We start from the raw sequence: 19,796 nt of genomic DNA, 5'->3' as shown, positions 1-19,796 counted from the left end.
GACGTAGCCACGTAGTCTTTTTTTAGTTTTGATTTAAAATAAATGAAGGGGTTAATGATTAAATTCCGAACGTATATGATGACGACATTGTGAGCGTAGGCTGGCTAAGAAACCACGCCAGACGTCTACAAGCTCACAACATCATCCTCATATCCATTCGAAATTCAACCATTAACCTCTATTTTATTTAAATCTAAAACCTTAAAAGCTTCCTACGTTAGGGCTGTGTTGCGGGGAAGATCAAAGTCAAAGTCAAAGTCAAATTCAAGAGCAAGTAGGCTGGCTAAGAAACTGTGGGAAGGAGCAAGAGCAGGTCAAGATCTGAGAGAGTTTAATTAACACAGCGAAATTTGATTGTATGTTAAAACATAATATTAATTAATAGTTGAAATAATAAATAATTAAAAAAGTGTCAGTATGGAGGCAGATGTCTCTTAACTGACACTTTTTTATTTATTCTTATCATTATCAAATTTATGATGATTTTATCTTATTTTTGTCAATTAGCTGACCATTAAATTTATAAATGGATTTAAAAAATTAATATTGATAAAATTTAAATTAATTTTCTAATTTAAATTTGAATTTCGCCATAATTATTATAGTATCCTTTCAGTAATGTCAAATATGAAGACGATGTTAAAAAACGGACATAATTGATAAAAATATATCTAAATTATAAAGAAAAATCTATTAGTTATAAAATATTGTCAATTAATTGACCTATATGAATTTAAGATATAATTAGAAAATTTGTTTTAAATATATATAGTTAGTGTTTTCAAGGATTTCTGGGAATGGATAGATTATGGCACATAAATTGCTATCATATTTTTATATAAATAAAAAATTAACATTTATATTTATTTATATAAAAGTATAAAACATAAGGAGGGAGATCATTTGAATAAACTATATCCTATTTCGTTAAAACAACATATCGGTTCAATAAATACTCCTGTTGTAAGTGTAGGAGAGAGAGTGCAAAAGGGTAGCTTAAGCGGTCAAATCAAAAAATACTGAAGCTATTAGAGCTTTTAATAATGTTATAAATGAGGAAAAAATATATGTAGTTGAATTACAAGATATGTACTTAGATCAAGACGATACTGATTACCCTCTGGATCTAAGTAGGGCAAGAAGAGATATTGAAATTAAACATATACTTAAAGCATTAAAAGTTAGCGATGGAAATAAATCAACTGCGGCTAAGTTATTAAACATACCAAGGTCGATACTATACTATAAGATGGATCTTTACAACATAGAGGACAAATAGATATAGAAGTGTGAAAGGAAAATCCCTGTACAGTTACAGCATTTTTAAAAGCTGTGGTACAGGGATTTTCCTTTCACAATTCTATATCTATTTTGTAATGTATCCTCAAAAGACTACATAATTGAAGATATAAACTGCTCCATTCTATTAAGTCCTTCTAAGAAGTCCTTCTCGTTACATGCGTAAGAGATTCTAACATAATTATCAAGTCCAAATGCCTTTCCAGGAACTACAGCAACTCTACATTTTTCTAAAAACTCAGCACAGAACTCTATTGAGAAACTATCTTTGAAATCGTACTTTTCAGCGACTTTGCTTAAGTCAATAAAAGCATAAAATGCTCCATCTGGATTTACATAACCTACATTATCCATTGAGTCTAATTTTTCTACAATTAGATTTCTTCTGTATCTGTATGTGTCTATCATTCTGTCTATATCTTTAGAACATTCTTTTAAGGCTCCATAAGCAATGTACTGAGATGTTTGACTAGGGTGTGATACCAAATGTCCTTGTATAGAACTCATCGCTTTAGCGATCTCTTTATTCGATGCAGTATAACCGACTCTAAGTCCAGTCATAGCTGCTGATTTTGAGAATCCATTTATAGTGATAGTTATGTTTTTTGCTTCTTCACTTAAAGATGCTACTGATGTGAATTCTTCTACATAACATATTTTTTCGTATATTTCGTCAGCTATTATATAGATGCTGTTTTTGATACATACATCAATTATATCTTCTAATTCTTTCTTAGTGTAAACACTGCCTGTTGGGTTTGATGGATTTGTGATTACTATTGCTTTGCTTTTAGATGTTATTGCTTGTTCTAATTCTTCTTTAGTAACTTTAAATCCATTTTCCTTTTTTGTATCTAAAAATGCTGGGACTGCACCTAGCAACTTAATTGTTTCAGGATAACTAACCCAATATGGTTTTGGAAGTATAACTTCATCACCGTAGTTTGTAATCGCTAATATAGCATTTGTTATGGATGTCTTGGCACCGCTTGTTACTACTATTTCGTCAGGCGTATAGTTGCATTTATTTTCCTTTTCTAGCTTATTGCATATTTCTTCTCTTAATACTGCAAGGCCTGGCACTAAATCGTATTTTGTGTAATTCATATTTAAAGAATCAATTCCATATGATTTCGCTTTTTCGGGAACGTTGAAATCTGGTTCACCAATACTAAGGTTTATTACATCAATTCCGTTTTTCTTCATTTCTTTTACTTTAGAACTAATACCTACTGTATAGGATGGAGTTAAAAAGTTTAGTCTATCTGATAACATAAGATCCCTCCTTTAAAAATAACTATTTATATTATACGATAAAAATTGAATTTAACATATATGATTATTCTATTATTACAAAAATTATGCTCAAAAATACAAAAATATTTATTTTATTTATAAGTATTACAATTGCTGGTGTTCAAAATATACAGATAGCAATTTCAATAAGTTGATCAATATTGACTATCTCAATTAAATTTGGTAATCTTTAAATAGCTTAAGAATAGAAAGTCCCTTTAACTTAGTTAAAGGGGATTTTTTTCGACATTTAACACTACATATAGTGGTTATCAAAAAATGAAACACTATATATAGTAAGAGCATATTATGTAAATAATAAGCGACATTATTCTAAAATAAAATAATATTATATAAAAAATTATACTAAAAATTTAAATTTATAACAAAAGATGATATAAATTGGTGAATGGGGGATTTTCAAAGTGGTTAAGTCTGTAAAAAAAAGAGATGGTAGAACAATACCTTTTAATCAAGATAGAGTTACGAGAGCTATATTTTTAGCTGCTACAAGTGTAGCTGAAAAAGAGGGAACTGTACCTGACTATAAAGTTTCTGAGGAATTGACAAATAAGGTTATAAGACATTTAAATAAAAAGTTCGCGGAAGAGACTCCAGGGGTGGAAGATGTACAAGATGCTGTAGTAAAAGTCCTTATAGAATCTGGACATGCTAGAACTAGTGAAGAGTACATAATCTACAGAACCGAGAGAAGTAGAGTAAGAAATTCAAAGACTAGACTGATGAAATCTATTGAAGAGATTACTTTCGAAGATGCAGACAATGCTGATATAAAGAGAGAAAATGCTAATATAAATGGAAATACTGCTATGGGTACTATGTTACAGTACGGTAGTACAGTGTCTAAAGAGTTTTGTAAGACGTATTCATTGAAACCAGAGCATGCTTTTGCACATGATAATGGTGATATACATATACACGATATGGACTTTTTTAATATGGGAACTCTTACATGTTGTCAAATCGATGTAAGAAAACTATTTAAAGGTGGATTTTCAACTGGTCATGGTTTTTTAAGAGAGCCAAATGATATTATAAGTTACGGTGCTTTGGCTGCAATAGCTATACAAAGCGACCAGAATGATCAACATGGCGGACAAAGCATACCTTTCTTTGATTATGGACTAGCTGAAGGAGTTTATAAGACATTTAAGAAGTTTTATATCGGAAATATATCTAAATCTTTAAAATTGTTTAAAGGATTGGATGATGAGTCTAAAATAAAAGATATAGTAAATAAAACAGAAGAAGAGACATCTAGAAAAGTTGGACTAAAAAGAGATGAAGTTTATCTAAAATCAGAGTATGAAAATCTTATAAAAGAGTTGGATATAGATTCAGAGCTTGCGAAGAAAACACAAGAATTTGCATATGAAGAATCTATAAAGGAAACGGATAAGAGAACTTACCAGTCTATGGAAGCATTTATACACAATTTAAATACAATGCACTCTAGAGCAGGTGCACAGGTTCCATTTTCTAGTGTGAACTTCGGTACAGATGTATCAGAAGAAGGTAGAATGATAACTAAAAATCTTCTACTATCTTTAGAGAAAGGACTTGGTAATGGAGAAACTCCTATATTCCCAATACTTATTTTCAAAGTTAAAGAAGGAGTGAGTTTAAATCCAGAAGATCCAAACTACGATTTATTCAAACTAGCTTGTAGAGTTTCTGCAAAGAGACTATTCCCTAACTTCAGTTTCTTAGATGCCCCATTTAATGCTAAGTACTATAAAGAAGGCGACCCTGATACTGAAGCGACTTACATGGGATGTAGAACTAGAGTTGTATCTAATGTTTGCGGTCCAGAGACTGTAAGTGGTAGAGGAAATCTATCTTTCTCAACTATAAACCTTCCAAGACTTGGTATTAAGCACGGAGTAGTTAAAGGCGGGAGCACAGATATCGATGGATTTTTTAAAGAACTTGATGAAAAAATAGATCTGTTGATAGATCAATTATTGGAAAGAATGCAGGTTCAAGGAAATAAGAGAATGAAAAACTTCCCATTCTTGATGGGACAAGGTGTATGGCTCGACTCTGAAAAATTAGATCCAGAGGATAAGTTAAATGAAATTATAAAACAAGGTACGCTTACAATAGGATTTATAGGATTAGCTGAGTGTCTTGTAGGACTTATTGGGCAGCATCATGGAGAGAGTAAAGAAGCTCAAGATTTGGGTATAAAAATAATATCTCATATGAGAAAGAGAATGGACGATGCAGCAGAACAGTACAAATTGAACTTCTCTTTAATAGCTACACCAGCTGAAGGGCTTTCTGGTAGATTTACTAGAATAGACAAGAAAGTTTACGGTGAAATCAAGGGAATAACTGATAGAGATTACTATACTAATTCATTCCATGTACCTGTTTACCATAATATGAGTGCTTTTGATAAAATAGCAAAGGAAGCTCCATACCATGAACTTACTAATGCTGGTCATATAACTTATGTTGAACTAGATGGAGATACTTCAAACAACTTAGAGGCTTTTGAAACTATAATAAGAGCTATGAGAGATATGGGTATAGGATACGGCAGTATAAACCACCCTGTTGATAGAGATCCAGTATGTGGATTCTCTGGAGTTATATCTGGAAACATATGTCCAGTGTGCGGAAGAGATGAAAACGACAGCCCAGTAAAATTTGATAGAATAAGAAGAATTACTGGATACTTAGTTGGGACAGTAGATAGATTTAACAACGCAAAAAAAGCAGAAGTAATGGACAGAGTTAAACATCAATAAAAATATTAGATAAAATATTTAATATCGAAATAGAGAGAATTAAAGTATAAAGCTTTATATATAGACATATAAACTTATGATAAAATAATAGATTTTGGGGGATTAATTAATGAAATTAAGATTATCATCATCGATTACCTCTGACAGTATTGTAGATGGACCGGGGCTTAGAATGGTAATATGGACTCAAGGTTGTATCCATAATTGCAAGGATTGCCATAATCCGCAAACACACGATCTGTGCGGTGGATTTGAAATAGAAACGAACGAAATAATTGATAAACTAAAGACTCTAAAATTGCAAAAGGGAATTACACTTTCTGGTGGAGAGCCATTTTTGCAACCAGAAGCTTTAGAAGAAATAGCATGTGAAGCTAAAAAATATAATCTAGATGTATGGGCATACACTGGATTTACGTATGAAAAACTTTTGGACAAGTCAAATGACGCTTACTTTAAAAATTTAAATTTACTTAAAAACATAGATATTTTAGTGGATGGTAAATTCGTAGAAGAGAAAAAAGATATAAGTTTGACGTTTAGGGGATCATCTAATCAGAGGATAATTGATGTTCAGAAGAGTTTAAAAAATAAAAAAGTTTGCTTGAGTAATGTTTATGCAGATAGAGATTTATCTATTGCAGAGTAGAAAAATCTTTTTGAAAAATTTTAAATCGATTTGGAATATAGTGATAAACCTATAAAATCTTAAAAAATATGTTAAAATTATAGTATAAATAAAAAAAATGGGCAAACTATTCTCAGGATATTATAAAAATAAAATTTTAATTCTTGAGGAGTGATTATTTAATGAGAAAATGTGCATTATTATTAGCAATAATAGGAGCTCTTAACTGGGGAGCTGTTGGTATATTAGGTATCGACTTAATAGGAAGTATATTTGGCGGTACTTACTCGATGGTAAGTAGAATTATATTCTTTATAGTTGGTCTTGCTGGACTTTACTTAATACCAAGTTTAATGTCAGATGATAGAAGATAATAATCTATAAGTTTAAGCCGTTGATAATAAATCAACGGCTTAAACATTTTTTAGGGGGACATATGAAAAACTTTATTGTCAGTAGATTGATCGAAAATAAAAATAAAGATATAATATCGTTTCACACTCCTGGTCATAAAAATGGTAGGATATTTAGAAAACTAGGGTACATTGAAATTTTAGATGAAATATATAAAATAGATACAACTGAGATAATAGGAACTGACAACCTACACTCTCCAGGGGGAATTATCAAAAGCTCACAAGAGAGAGCAGCTAAAGTGTTTAACGCGAAACATACATATTATTTAGTTAATGGAAGTACCTGTGGAATTCAGGCAGCAATTTTATCTGTTTGTAATGACAACGATAGTAAAATTATTGTAAATAGGGATTGTCACCAATCAGTTGTAAATGCATGTATATTGGGAAATATTGATCCAGTTTATATTCCGTATAATATTTGTGAGAAAACAAGTATACTTAAAGGTATAAAGGTAGAATCTGTAAAAGAAGTTATCGATTCAAATTTAGATGCAAAAGCTATTGTACTTACATATCCTACTTACTATGGTATGACGTATGATTTAGGGAAAATATGTGAATACGCACATTCTAAAGGCATTTTAGTGATAGTTGACGAAGCGCATGGAGCACATTTAGAGCTTAGTGAAAAGCTCCCGACAAGTTCCTTAAAACTAGGCGCAGATATTGTAATTCAAAGTTGTCACAAGACACTTCCTTCATTTACCCAATCATCATTATTGCATATAAATAGCAGTAGAGTTGATACTAATATGGTATCGAGCTTTCTGAGAATACTAGAATCTTCAAGCCCTTCTTATTTACTATTAACATCACTGGAGATTGCAGTCGATATATACGAAAGATACGGAAAGAAACTAATGGAAGAGCTTTTACTGAATATAGAAGAATTTAATAGCAATTTTGAAGTAGTATACATAGCTAGCGATAGAAATTTATGTAAAACTAGACCTGTTAAAAATACTTACCTAAAAAGTGCGGATTTTAAAATATTTCAACCTATGGATAAAACGAAGATATTTATTTCTTCAACTGAGTTGGGTATAGATGGATATAAATTTGAAGAGATTTTAAGATACAAATACAATATACAAGTGGAACTTTCTAACTACTATGGTGTACTTTTATTGTGTAGTATAGCAAATGAAATAGATGATTTCGATAAGCTTAAAATTGCGCTAATGGATATAAAGAAGAATATAAAGGGTAAAAAAATTTTAGAACAAATAGAAATTCCCAAAATAACACCCAAAAAAGCATTAACTCCTTTACAAGCATTTTATAAACACACGAAAAGTGTTAAAATAGATAAAAGCATAGGACAAATATGCGCAGAAAGTCTAACACCTTATCCGCCGGGAGTGAATCTCATTTCACCAGGAGAAATTGTAGATAGAGAAGTATTAGAGTACATTCTTTATTGCAAAGAAAAAGGGATGTATATTAGTGGATCTAGGGATAAAGATTTGAAATTTATAGAAGTAATAGACAATAGTGTTGATATATAAAAGAAATTATTAGACTGCAGTAATTAGTTATACATAAATCAGATATGCAATATATAAAGTTGTAGAAATTATATATTTTTATATAGAGACTGTAGTCATCGTATGGAGGTATCAAATTGAGCGGTAAATTGATAATTATAGAAAGTGGTTCTGATGCGAGTGGAAAGGCTACTCAAACATCGAAATTATTTGATAGATTGGTAACTGAGGGTCATAATATCAAAAAGGTAGAATATCCAAACTATAAATCGGAGTCTTCTGCTCTTGTAAAAATGTATCTAAGGGGTGATTTCGGTAAAAGTGCATCCGAAGTAGATCCTTATGTTGCGTCTACATTTTTTACAGTAGATAGATATGCGTCTTTTAAGACAGAATGGGAAGAGTTTTATACAGCTGGTGGTATAGTTATCGCTGACAGATACACTACATCAAATATGGTACACCAAGCCTCTAAAATGGATGTATCTGAAAGGGATAAGTATTTAGATTGGCTTACAGAATACGAATTTGAGATGTTTAAAATCCCTAAACCAGACTGTGTAATATTTTTAGATGTACCTATTGAATACAGTACAGAGCTTATGAAAAATAGAAAAAATAAAATAACTGGAGAAGCTGAAAAGGATATACATGAAGTGGATGTGGAGTATCTAGCTAAGTGTTATAATAATTCCATCGATATAGCCTATCAATACGGTTGGAATAAGATAGATTGTGTTGAAGCGGGCAAACTAAAGAGTATTGATAGCATACATGAAGAGGTTTATAAGTATGCTCTTGATTCAATAAATAATGTGGAGAGATAGATTATGTATTTTGATAATATAATAGGTCAAAGTTTTGCAAAGAAATACTTAAAGAGTTCGATTAATAACGACAAACTAAATAGTGCGTATATGTTTGAAGGCATTGATGGCATAGGAAAGAAGAAAATGGCTTATGAATTAGCAAAGATACTTCTTGAAATAGAGCATCCTGAGAATAGCCCAGACTATATAGATGTATTTCCTAATGGAAACAGTGTAAAAGTAGATCAAATTAGAAAGCTACAGTCTGATATAATAATCAAACCACACAATAAATACAAAATATATATATTAAACAATGCTGAGAAAATGACTGTAGAAGCGCAAAATGCACTTCTTAAAACATTGGAAGAACCACCTCAGTATGCAATAATAATTTTAGTGACAAACAACAAAGAAGCATTACTTGATACAATTAAATCTAGATGTGATATAGTAAAATTTAATTCAATTCCACATAATGAGATGGTTGGATATCTAGTGCAAAATGGGGTTGAAGAAAAAAAAGCAACTCTCCTAACTTCATTTTCAAGAGGAAGTTTAGAGAGAGCCTTGGATTTGGCAAATTCAACAGAGTTTACTGATATGAGAGACGATGTGCAAAAATTCATTAAAGTATTATTTGATAAAAATACAGTTGATATTTTAGAATTGCCAAATGATATAGATAAATACAAATCAGAAATAATAGATTTGTTGGATATAATAATAGATTATTTTAGAGATATAGTATTGCTTAAAGAGCGTGTTGACAGGGATATGCTTATAAATATAGACAAAATAACTTTTCTTGAAAGCATAAGTATAAAAATTACCTATTCGCAAGTCTCTAGAATTATTGGTATAATAGAAGAGGCAAAGAAAAAATCAAGGAGTAATTGTAACTTTAATATAAACATGCAGGTAATGTTTTTAAATATATATGAGGTGATTAAATGATAAAGATAGTAGGTGTAAGATTTAAGAATGCTGGTAAAGTGTACTATTTTGACCCAGTCGATTTTGATATAGAAAAAAATATGGACGTTGTCGTTGAAACAGCTAGGGGGTTAGAGTTTGGTAAGGTAGTTGTCGGCCCAAGAGAGATGGATGAGGCCGAACTTGCAACAGCTTTAAAACCCATTATAAGAATAGCTACTGAAGACGATAAAAATATCTACCGTGAAAACAAAGAAAAAGCTAAAGAAACTTTCGAAGTGTGCCAGAATAAGATTAAAGAACATAACTTAGATATGTATTTAATTGATTGCGAATACACTTTTGATAGAAATAAATTAATTTTCTATTTTACCGCGGAGGGAAGAATAGATTTTAGGGAGCTTGTAAAAGACTTAGCAGTTATATTTAAAACTAGAATTGAGCTTAGACAAATAGGAGTAAGAGATGAAGCAAAATCTATAGGAGGGCTTGGTCCTTGCGGTAGGAAGCTTTGCTGTTCATCATGGCTAGGAGATTTCCAACCAGTATCAATTAAAATGGCAAAGGATCAAAGTTTATCGTTAAACCCAACAAAAATATCTGGTATATGTGCTAGATTATTCTGTTGTCTTAAATATGAGCACGAAGTTTACGCTGAAGCTCTTGATAAAATGCCTGTTGTAGGTTCATTAGTTCAAACAGACGACGGAAAAGGTAAAGTGTGTGAGATAAATCCACTTCTTGAACAAATTAAGGTTGAATATCAGGACAAGACTATTAAACTGTATTTAAGAGAAGAGGTAAAGATACTAAAAGAAGCGAAGAGATGTGATAGCTGTAAATGCCAAAATAAACATGACGATGGTTTGGATGCAGCGACTCTTAAAGAACTTAAAAAATTAGAAGATTAATATAGTACAAAAAAATGGTGGGATTAATTCCACCTTTTTTTAATCGTAACTATGGAAAGGAAAAGTTATGGAGGTTGAGTTAAAGCCTAGTGAAAGAATAGATGACTTACAATTTAAAGGTTTAAAATTAATACAAGATACAGAGGGATTCTGTTTTGGAGTAGATGCAGTACTGCTTGCAAACTTTGCGAAAGTTAAAAAGGGGTCGACTGTAGTTGATCTAGGTACGGGAACCGGGATAGTGCCTATTCTGATTTCAGGAAAAAGCGAGGCAAAAAATATAATTGGAGTAGAAATCCAAGAAGATGTTCATGAAATGGCTACTAGGTCTGTAAAATTAAATGATCTTGAAGATAGAGTTGAAATTATAAATGGGGATATTAAAGATATTGAGAAAACTCTTGGTAAGAATATATGCAATGTAGTAACTTCAAATCCGCCTTATATGCATACTGATGGAATAAAAAACCCAAATAATAAGAAAGCTATATCTAGACATGAGGTTAAATGTAATTTAGATGATGTAATAAAAGCGGCATCGATGCTTTTAACTAATCAAGGAAAGTTTTATATGATTCACAGGCCTACAAGGCTAGTAGATATAATTACTATAGGAAGAAAATATAAAATGGAGCCAAAGGCTATTAGATTTATACATCCTAAACCAAACAAGGCGCCGAACTTATTGTTAGTTGAGTATGCGAAATGCGGAAGACCGGATTTGAAGATTTTGGACCCGCTTTATGTTTACGATAATGATGGGAATTATACTGAGGAAATTAATAGCATATATGAAAATGAAGATATAGGAGAGGTTTAGATGAGTGGTAAATTATACATATGTCCAACTCCAATTGGAAATTTGGAGGACATAACTTATAGAACATTGCGAGTATTAAATGAAGTAGATTTAATAGCTGCAGAAGATACAAGACACAGTATTAAACTATTAAATCACTTTGATATATCAAAGCCTTTGACTAGTTATCATGAGCATAACGAAAGTTCAAAAGGGGATTACCTTATAAATAAATTACTCGATGGAGAAAATATAGCGGTAATAAGCGATGCAGGAATGCCAGGTATTTCTGATCCAGGAGAAGGAATAATAAAAAAGGCAATAGCCAATAATATAGAAGTCGAGGTTTTACCAGGAGCTACAGCATTTGTAACTGCATTAGTAGGGTCTGGAATGGATACAGGGAAGTTTGTATTTGAAGGATTTTTGGATAGAGATAAGAAGATTAGACGTAAAAGATTAGAAGAGATTAAAGAAGAAGACAGAACAATCATCTTATATGAATCACCTCATAGACTCAAAGAAACTTTAAAAGATATCTTGAAAATACTAGGAAATAGAAATATATGTGTAAATAGAGAGATATCAAAAAAATATCAAGAGATACTAAGAAATAATGTAGAGTCGACTTTAGATATTTTTAATGACAGAGATGAGGTTAAAGGTGAATTCGTATTGATATTAGAGGGATTTACAGGAGAGAAGACTAAGACAGATGATTATAGCTCTTTGAACGACAGAGAGTATGTTATAAAACTTATAGAAGATGGTATAGATAAAAAAGAAGCTATAAAAATAGTTTGCAAGGACAGAAAGCTTAAGAAAGACATAGTGTATAAACAGGTATTAGATATATAAAGTAGGTGCATTTTATGGAATATGCTAGAGAGTTTATTGATAGTTTTAGAAAATTTAATACGAGTGAAATATTGATAAATCTTGATAGAAAAGGGATTTTAGAGAAAATTATCCCTCAAGTAGTAGAAATGAAGCGAGTGGGAGAGTGCAAATACCACAAGGTAAATTGCTATGAGCATTCAATTAACGCATTAAAAGAGTATGAAAGTATCATGTCTGTAGGTACATTGAGTTTCTTTTCAAGTCATTTGGCTGATTTTGTTAAGAACTATTTAGATACAGAAGTCTGCGAGAAAGTCACAAAAAAAGATGCCTTAAAGATTGGAATATTTCTACACGATGTTGGAAAGCCCGCAAGTAGGACTGTAGATAGCGAAGGAAGAGCTCGCTTTAGAGGTCATGAGATAACTGGTGCGGATATATCTAAAGATTTACTTTCCGGGATAGTTGAAGATGTAAGTTTAACTGATTTAGTATATAAATATGTTAGGCATCATATGACATTACTTCAGCTTTTTAAAACCAATGATTTAAGCAAGACTAAATTATTTGAGATATTTGAAGAATTACAAGATGATACTATTGGAATGATGATCCTCGGGTATGCCGACATAATATCTACAAGAAGGTTGTTAGATCCTAAAGAAGATCCGAGCATATTAAAGATATTTGCTGAGTAATTTATTTTTATCGCTAATACTTGGATTTATTGAATTAAAAATTATTTTATAAAGATAAAAATAGGAGACTCCATGTAAAGGGTCTCCTATTTTATTTATAAAATTGATTTAGCCTGAATTGGTGTCGACAGGATAACCGAAGTTTTAGTCGATCCGATCGATTTAATACTGTCGATAACGTTTTCTAGCTCGTACATATCTTTAACAAGGACCTTTAGTAGAGAACAGTCATCTCCAGTTATATGATGACATTCAACGATACGAGTATCTTTTCTTGCAGCTTCAATAAATTCTTCATATTGGTTGCTTGGTAAAGAAATATGAATAAACGCTTTTATTACTCTACCTAGCTTGTCAGGATTTACAATTGCTTTGTATCCTTGAATTATTCCGGCCTCTTCTAATCTCTTAACTCTTTCTGATACAGCAGGAGAAGTTAAACCAACTATCTTGCCTAAATCCTTCATGGAAACCCTTCCATCTTCTTGCAAAATTTCTATGATTCTGTAATCTGTAACATCCATCAACAATTCCTCCCTTAATAAAAAATGATAATACTATAGAGATTTCTTAGAATCTATCATCTTTGTTTTTAGATCCCATAATTCTTTTGATAGGTCGACCTTATATATGTGCGGATTTGAAAGTCTTTTATACTGATTCCAAATTGTACTTAATTCATATTGTACATGATTTTTTATTTCAGTAACAGTCTTTTTATTATATTTTGATATTCCGTTTATATACAGTGGCTGAAGTAGCTCTTTTATCTTATATTTCTTAAAAGTTTTAGTTTTCCATGTATAAGTAGGATGGAAAATCTCTAGAGGTTTTGACTCATCTATTTTTTCATCGTGTAATGTGATTAAATCGGCCTCTGCTTTGCCATTTTCGCTGTAAATTCTGACTACTTTTTTATAGCCGGGATTATTAATTTTTTCTGGATTAGCAGAAATTTTTATTTTTGGTGTAAGTACGCCGTCTTCATAAGAAGCTGCAAGTTTGTAAACTCCACCAAGTGCAGGAGAATCCGCAGATGTTATAAGTTTTGTACCTACTCCCCATGAATTTATCTTTGCACCTTCAGCTTTTAATGCAGTAATAGTGTACTCATCTAAGTCGTTAGATGCTGTTATGGTCATATTAGGAAAACCAGCATCATCGAGCATTTGTTTAGCTTCTTTAGATAAATAAGTAAGATCTCCCGAATCAAGCCTAATTCCAATTGGTTTATACCCTTTTTCAGATACATCTTTAAAAACTTTAATAGCGTTTGGTACTCCGCTTTCGAGAACATTGTAAGTATCTACTAGCAACATACATTTGTCTGGATAAACTCTAGCATATGCTTCAAATGCCTCTAATTCATCGTCAAACTTTTGAACCCAGCTATGTGCATGTGTTCCAGCTACAGGTAGATCGAATTTTTTACCAGCTAGTACATTAGACGTCGCTACACATCCACCTATTACTGCTGCTCTGGCTCCATATATGCCAGCGTCAGGTCCTTGAGCTCTGCGTAGACCAAACTCTAGCACAGGATCTCCTTGAGCCGCAAAACAGACTCTAGAGGCTTTTGTAGCTATTAACGATTGGAAGTTCACCATAGTAAGCATAGCCGTTTCTATAATCTGGGCCTGATACAAAGGTGCTTTTACTGTTATAACTGGCTCATTAGGGAACATAATCGTACCCTCTTCAACAGCATATATGTCTCCAGTAAATTTAAAATTTTTCATAAAATCTAAGAACTTATCAGAAAATAAATTTAAACTTTTTAAATACTCCATATCGGAATCAGAGAAGTATAAATTATCTATATATTCAACAAGTTGGTCTATTCCACAAATTATTGTATACCCACCATCACAGGCGTTTTTTCTAAAAAACATGTCAAAAATCACGATATCTTCATGAACATTGTTTTCAAAATAACCATTCAACATAGTTAGCTGATACAAGTCAGTAAGAAGTGTTAAATTTCTCATATGAAATCTCCTTGTAATAATAATTAATTAAAACTCTACACAATAATACTAAAACACAATATAGTCCAATTTTCAAGTATAAAGTATGCCCCTAAACTCATAAAATTATTCAAGAGGGAGGTGGTTTCAAATAGGAAAGATATGGTTCTATATGATTACAATAGGAATAATTGGAAGTATAGCTTTTAATAATTTGGGTGAATTAAACAAAGTTATTCTTTCAGAAACATCCTCTGGAATTGATTTTGCTATAAGTCTTGCTGGAATTATGGCTCTTTGGATGGGGATCATGAATATTGCAAAAGAGTCTGGACTTATAGAAAAAATAGGAGAAAAGCTAAGCGGTATTATGAAGCTTTTATTCCCAACAGTACCTAAAGGTCATAAAGCTATGTCGTATATAGTTATGAATATAGCGTTGAATATGCTTGGAGCTGGAAATGGAGCTACAGCATTCGGTCTAAAAGCTATGGATGAACTTCAGACACTAAACAGTAAAAAAGACACAGCGACTAACGATATGATTATGTTTTTGGTGATAAATATTTCGTCTGTTCAAATTGTACCTTTTACTATAATCAAGTTGAGAATGGACATGGGATCACGAAATCCAAGTGAAATAATAATTACGACTCTGTTTGCAACTCTGATTTCAACTATAGTGGCGATACTTAGTTGTAGATTTTTTCAAAAGAGACGAAGAGAAAAAATATAGATGGAGGGTATAGATTATGGAGCTGTTTTCAAATTTCCTCATACCTATAATAATCTTGTACATAGTTGGTTATGGTAAATATAAGAAGGTAGATGTATTTGATAGTTTTGTAAGGGGGGCTGTGGATGGACTAAAGGCAGCTTGGGGGATTCTTCCGTACATAATTGGTATATTCTTAGCTATAGGTATATTTAAGTCGGGAAAGGGCATAGAAATGCTAGAATGGATATTTTCACCGATTGCAAGTGCTATGAGTATCCCAAAAGAGTTAATCGGGTTGATCACGATCAAGCCTCTTTCTGGTAGTGGAGCTCTAGGAGTTTACAGCGAGCTGGCGCAGAGGGTAGGTATAGATACTATTGTAGAGAGAATGGGGTCGACAATTGTGGGAGCATCAGAGACTGTTTTTTATACAATGGCGATATACTATGGAAGATTAAAAATTAAAAATACTGGACACACACTTACCTGTGCATTGATAAGCCATGTAGCAGGAGTAATTGCTTCAGTATTTATATGTTATGTAGTTTTCGTTTAATTTTTATTTAAATTTTATGTATGTATTTATAATTTTCAGGAATGATAGAATATATATAATAAAATTTATATTGCGATAAAATAGTAAGAAAATTCTGTTTAAGTTTGCTAGTAGTGAGAATACTCATTGACAAAAACAAATAATTTTAATAAGATTAGGTTATATATTAAAAAATGCTAAGAAGAGAAGAGTAAATAAATTATTTTTGCACAGAGAGTTAGAGTTTGGTGAGATCTAATAAAAAATGTTTATTGAATATGGTCTCGGAGCTTTTTGCCTGAGTGAGCGATTTGCTTTTAGGGTAGAACGTTTAGACGCGTTATAGTCTTCTAAGATATCAGTTTATTTTTATAGACAGATAATTAGGGTGGTACCGTGATTAATCTCGCCCCTATGAATTCATAGGAGCGAGTTTTTTATTTTCAATAAATTAAATAAAAGCCACAATTTAGCGCGTAAAACCCCAATAAACGCTAAATTGATAAGGAGAATTTAGGAGGTAAGCTATGAATAAAAAGAGTTTTTATGTAACAACGCCTATATACTACCCAAGTGGGAGATTACATATAGGCCATACTTATACTACAGTTGCAGCAGACGCAATAGCAAGATATAAGCGTTTCTGTGGGTACGATGTAAAGTTTTTGACAGGTACTGATGAACACGGTGAAAAAATCCAAAAGACAGCTATTAAAGAGGGAAAGACAGAAATAGAATTCCTAGACGAAATAATAGCTAGTATAAAAGATCTATGGAAAAACCTAGATATATCTTACGATGATTTTATAAGAACTACCGAATCAAGACATACTGAAATTATACAAAAAATATTTACTAAACTATATGAGCAAGGCGACATATATAAGGGAGAATATGAAGGTAGATATTGTACTCCATGTGAGAGTTTCTGGACAGAATCACAACTTCTAGAAGGGGATAAATGCCCTGACTGTGGAAGAGAGACTTATCTAGTTAAAGAAGAATCGTATTTCTTCAGACTATCAAAGTACGAAGATAGATTAAAAGAATTATTTAAGAGAGATGATTTCTGTGTTCCAGCTGCGAGAAGAAATGAGATGGTTTCAAACTTCTTAGATAAGGGGCTTGAAGACCTTAGTGTAACTAGAACTACATTTGACTGGGGTATAAAAGTACCATTCGATGAAAAACATGTAATTTATGTTTGGGTAGATGCACTGTGCAACTATATCACAGCTTTAGGATATATGACTGATCACAATGAAGAGATGAAAAAATTCTGGCCGGCAAACGTACAACTAGTTGGTAAAGAGATAGTGAGATTCCATACTATTATATGGCCTGCAATACTTATGGCTTTAGATCTAGAAGTTCCTCAGCAAGTATACGGGACAGGTTGGATACTATTTGCCGATGACAAGATGAGTAAATCAAAAGGAAACGTAGTATATCCAGAACCATTAATAGAAAGATACGGAGTAGATGCTCTTAAATACTTCTTACTTAGAGAATTTGCATTTGGCAACGACGGAAGTTATACAAATAGAAACTTTATATCAAGAATCAATTCTGATTTAGCAAATGACTTAGGAAACCTTGTAAGCAGAACAGTATCAATGGTTGAAAAGTACAATGATGGAATAATACCTACTGCTAAAGTAGAGACTGAATTTGATTCTGAACTAAAGAAACAAGCAAAAGAATCAGTAGAAAACTTTAATATAGAAATGGATAATCTACAGTTCCATGAAGCTTTAGAAAATTGTTGGAAATTAGTTAGAAGAACTAATAAGTATATAGATGAAACAATGCCTTGGGCTTTAGCAAAAGACGAGAGCAATAAAGACACATTAGATACAGTTTTATACAATCTTTGTGAATCTATAAGAGTTATAGCAACTCTTATCAATCCAATAATGAGTTTGACTGCAAACAAAATATACGATCAATTAGGAATAGCGGGTCAAGAAGATTTAACTAATTGGGAGAGTAGTAAGTATTTTGGACTTATAAAAGAAGGAGTAAAAGTATCTAAAGGAGAGTCTTTATTCCCAAGATTAGATATTGATAAAGAAGTTGAAGAGCTTGAAAACATATTCTCAGATAAGCCGAAAGAAGAGCCTCTAACTCATAAAGATGAAATAACAATAGATGATTTTGATAAAGTTGAGCTCAGAGTGGGTAAAATTATAAAATGTGAAAAGCATCCGAAAGCAGACAAGCTTTTAGTTTCACAAGTTAAGATTGGACCTGAAACAAGACAAATTGTTTCTGGAATAGCTAAATGGTACAAGCCAGAAGACTTAGTAGGAAAAGAAGTTACAGTAGTATGTAATCTTAAGCCAGTTAAACTTAGAGGCGTAGAATCACAAGGAATGATACTAGCCGCTGGGGATGATGGAGACGATTTAGTTCTTCCACACACTACTGGAGCTAAGGATGGATGCGAAGTCCGTTAGCAATATAAGAAGGAAGTGAAGAAATGTTATTTGACTCACATGCACATTTAAATGATGAGAGATTTGATGAAGATAGAGATGAACTGATTAAATCGCTTAGAGAAAAGAACGTGGATTTAGTAGTAAATCCAGGTGCGGATATAGAGACTTCTAAATCTGCAGTAGAATTATCTAATAAGTACGATTTTATATACGCAGCTGTGGGTGTACATCCACATGATGTATCAGAACTTGACGATTCAGCAATAGAGACACTTAGAGAGATGGCGACAAAAAATAATAAGGTCGTTGCAATAGGAGAGATAGGGCTTGATTATTACTACGACCATTCACCTAGAGAAGACCAAAAAGAGTGGTTTAAGAAACAAATTTTGCTTGCTAATGAGCTTAAATTACCTATAATAATCCACGACAGAGATGCACATGCAGATACTTTTGACATAATTAAAGAGTATAAAAGTAATGAAATTGGTTGTGTTCTTCACTGCTACAGTGGAAGTGTAGAGTTGGCAAGAGAGTATATAAAGATGGGATGCTATATATCAATACCAGGAACAGTAACTTTTAAAAACAGTAGAAAAGTTAGGGAAGTAGCTAGAGAAATACCTCTAAATAAATTGTTTATAGAGACTGATTCACCGTATATGGCACCAGAACCTCATAGAGGAAAGAGAAATGATCCTTCATTAGTAGCATTTGTAGCTGATAAAATTGCCCAGGAAAAGGGAATTTCATATGAAGAGGTTTGTGAGAAAACTAAGGAAAATGCCAAGATATTTTTCGGAATATAATAGTGATTTAAAGAGGCGATTGCGATTTTGCAGTCGCCTTTTTTAATGTTATTTTATTGATTTTTAATAATTTGTTGAAATAATAAAAGAAAAATAAATCTTCGACGGCAAAATATAAACTTATATGTTTCGTAACAAAAAAGTGACGTTTCACGCATTTCCAGCTCCAATATTTCTCATGCTTGGTCTTACAAATAAAACATAAAATCAACTAGTTTTTAATAAGATATTACAGATAGAAAATGACCTCTAGAACTTTACGTCTATGCAACCTCGTTAAATATATATCAACTAAGTGCTATCCAGCTCATTCGCATAAAGACGTAAAGAAGAGGAGCAACTTCTTTCAAGGAAGATTATGCTTCAATCTATCTGTTACAAATATTATCTCATAAAGAATATGAAATAGAAAAGAATTAAGTAGTTT

19 protein-coding genes and 1 other annotated feature are annotated in these 19,796 nt (G+C 32.0%); of the genes, 16 read left to right on the top strand and 3 right to left on the bottom strand.

Translation table 11 applies throughout. The features are described from left to right. Positions 1 to 903: 903 nt before the first annotated feature. Both J2Z43_RS15095 and J2Z43_RS14030 read left to right on the top strand, forming a co-directional pair. A complete protein-coding gene (locus J2Z43_RS15095; protein ID WP_209457733.1) occupies positions 904 to 1,023 on the top strand; it encodes a hypothetical protein in 120 nt (39 codons plus the stop codon). Positions 1,024 to 1,087: 64 nt separating this feature from the next. Then, positions 1,088 to 1,279 (top strand): helix-turn-helix domain-containing protein, encoded by a 192-nt coding sequence (locus J2Z43_RS14030; protein WP_209457732.1) that lies wholly within the window; start codon positions 1,088 to 1,090, stop codon positions 1,277 to 1,279. Positions 1,280 to 1,392: 113 nt separating this feature from the next. Here J2Z43_RS14030 and J2Z43_RS14025 read toward each other — a convergent pair whose 3' ends face one another. Continuing rightward, a complete protein-coding gene (locus J2Z43_RS14025) occupies positions 1,393 to 2,574 on the bottom strand; it encodes a pyridoxal phosphate-dependent aminotransferase (RefSeq protein ID WP_209457731.1) in 1,182 nt (393 codons plus the stop codon). Positions 2,575 to 3,020: 446 nt separating this feature from the next. Here J2Z43_RS14025 and J2Z43_RS14020 point away from each other — a divergent pair, with 446 nt between their 5' ends. From J2Z43_RS14020 to J2Z43_RS13975, 10 genes are all read left to right on the top strand, one after another. Beyond that, positions 3,021 to 5,372, top strand: coding sequence for an anaerobic ribonucleoside triphosphate reductase (locus J2Z43_RS14020; protein ID WP_209457730.1), 2,352 nt, complete (start codon positions 3,021 to 3,023; stop codon positions 5,370 to 5,372). 109 nt (positions 5,373 to 5,481) lie between these two features. Further along, entirely contained in the window at positions 5,482 to 6,021 is a 540-nt protein-coding gene (gene nrdG, locus J2Z43_RS14015; RefSeq protein ID WP_209457729.1) for an anaerobic ribonucleoside-triphosphate reductase activating protein, read from the top strand. A 161-nt stretch (positions 6,022 to 6,182) separates the two neighbouring features. Beyond that, a complete protein-coding gene (locus J2Z43_RS14010) occupies positions 6,183 to 6,374 on the top strand; it encodes a DUF378 domain-containing protein (RefSeq protein ID WP_027700900.1) in 192 nt (63 codons plus the stop codon). Positions 6,375 to 6,436: 62 nt separating this feature from the next. Then, a complete protein-coding gene (locus tag J2Z43_RS14005; protein WP_209457728.1) occupies positions 6,437 to 7,927 on the top strand; it encodes an aminotransferase class I/II-fold pyridoxal phosphate-dependent enzyme in 1,491 nt (496 codons plus the stop codon). 116 nt (positions 7,928 to 8,043) lie between these two features. Continuing rightward, positions 8,044 to 8,733 (top strand): dTMP kinase, encoded by a 690-nt coding sequence (locus tag J2Z43_RS14000; RefSeq protein WP_209457727.1) that lies wholly within the window; start codon positions 8,044 to 8,046, stop codon positions 8,731 to 8,733. A gap of 3 nt (positions 8,734 to 8,736) precedes the next feature. Continuing rightward, positions 8,737 to 9,672, top strand: a complete 936-nt coding sequence (locus tag J2Z43_RS13995) for a DNA polymerase III subunit (RefSeq protein WP_209457726.1) — start codon at positions 8,737 to 8,739, stop codon at positions 9,670 to 9,672. Then, positions 9,669 to 10,562 (top strand): PSP1 domain-containing protein, encoded by an 894-nt coding sequence (locus J2Z43_RS13990; RefSeq protein WP_209457725.1) that lies wholly within the window; start codon positions 9,669 to 9,671, stop codon positions 10,560 to 10,562. The genes J2Z43_RS13995 and J2Z43_RS13990 overlap by 4 nt, the downstream gene beginning before the upstream one ends. A 67-nt stretch (positions 10,563 to 10,629) precedes the next feature. Then, the gene (locus tag J2Z43_RS13985; protein ID WP_209457724.1) at positions 10,630 to 11,382 is read left to right on the top strand and encodes a tRNA1(Val) (adenine(37)-N6)-methyltransferase; all 753 of its coding nucleotides are present in this window, start codon (positions 10,630 to 10,632) and stop codon (positions 11,380 to 11,382) included. Further along, complete coding sequence (rsmI, locus tag J2Z43_RS13980) at positions 11,383 to 12,219, top strand: 16S rRNA (cytidine(1402)-2'-O)-methyltransferase (protein ID WP_209457723.1); 837 nt, start codon at positions 11,383 to 11,385, stop codon at positions 12,217 to 12,219. Between the two features lie 14 nt (positions 12,220 to 12,233). Next, complete coding sequence (locus J2Z43_RS13975) at positions 12,234 to 12,899, top strand: HD domain-containing protein (protein ID WP_209457722.1); 666 nt, start codon at positions 12,234 to 12,236, stop codon at positions 12,897 to 12,899. Between the two features lie 95 nt (positions 12,900 to 12,994). On the opposite strand, the gene J2Z43_RS13970 is transcribed toward J2Z43_RS13975, so the two are convergent. Together J2Z43_RS13970 and J2Z43_RS13965 are read right to left on the bottom strand one after the other, a co-directional pair. Then, the gene (locus J2Z43_RS13970; RefSeq protein ID WP_209457721.1) at positions 12,995 to 13,423 is read right to left on the bottom strand and encodes an Lrp/AsnC family transcriptional regulator; all 429 of its coding nucleotides are present in this window, start codon (positions 13,421 to 13,423) and stop codon (positions 12,995 to 12,997) included. A gap of 33 nt (positions 13,424 to 13,456) precedes the next feature. Beyond that, positions 13,457 to 14,887 carry a nicotinate phosphoribosyltransferase gene (locus tag J2Z43_RS13965; RefSeq protein ID WP_209457720.1) on the bottom strand — a complete coding sequence of 477 codons (1,431 nt, stop codon included), beginning with the start codon at positions 14,885 to 14,887 and terminating at the stop codon, positions 13,457 to 13,459. A gap of 151 nt (positions 14,888 to 15,038) precedes the next feature. On the opposite strand from J2Z43_RS13965, the gene J2Z43_RS13960 reads away from it, so the two are divergent. The 4 genes from J2Z43_RS13960 to J2Z43_RS13945 all read left to right on the top strand — a co-directional run bounded on the left by J2Z43_RS13960 (position 15,039) and on the right by J2Z43_RS13945 (position 19,369). Beyond that, positions 15,039 to 15,602, top strand: a complete 564-nt coding sequence (locus tag J2Z43_RS13960) for a nucleoside recognition domain-containing protein (protein WP_209457719.1) — start codon at positions 15,039 to 15,041, stop codon at positions 15,600 to 15,602. A 16-nt stretch (positions 15,603 to 15,618) separates the two neighbouring features. Continuing rightward, the gene (locus J2Z43_RS13955) at positions 15,619 to 16,140 is read left to right on the top strand and encodes a spore maturation protein (RefSeq protein ID WP_027700911.1); all 522 of its coding nucleotides are present in this window, start codon (positions 15,619 to 15,621) and stop codon (positions 16,138 to 16,140) included. A gap of 169 nt (positions 16,141 to 16,309) precedes the next feature. Then, positions 16,310 to 16,536: a binding site (T-box leader), on the top strand. Positions 16,537 to 16,646: 110 nt separating this feature from the next. Then, positions 16,647 to 18,578, top strand: coding sequence for a methionine--tRNA ligase (metG, locus tag J2Z43_RS13950; RefSeq protein WP_209457718.1), 1,932 nt, complete (start codon positions 16,647 to 16,649; stop codon positions 18,576 to 18,578). A gap of 23 nt (positions 18,579 to 18,601) precedes the next feature. Continuing rightward, positions 18,602 to 19,369: a TatD family hydrolase gene (locus J2Z43_RS13945; protein ID WP_209457717.1), complete on the top strand. Its 768-nt coding sequence runs from the start codon at positions 18,602 to 18,604 to the stop codon at positions 19,367 to 19,369. The last annotated feature ends 427 nt before the right edge of the window (positions 19,370 to 19,796 follow it).

Source organism: Metaclostridioides mangenotii, from assembly GCF_017873185.1.
GTDB classification, from domain to species: domain Bacteria; phylum Bacillota; class Clostridia; order Peptostreptococcales; family Peptostreptococcaceae; genus Metaclostridioides; species Metaclostridioides mangenotii.
This window is presented reverse-complemented; position numbering and strand designations above follow the sequence as displayed.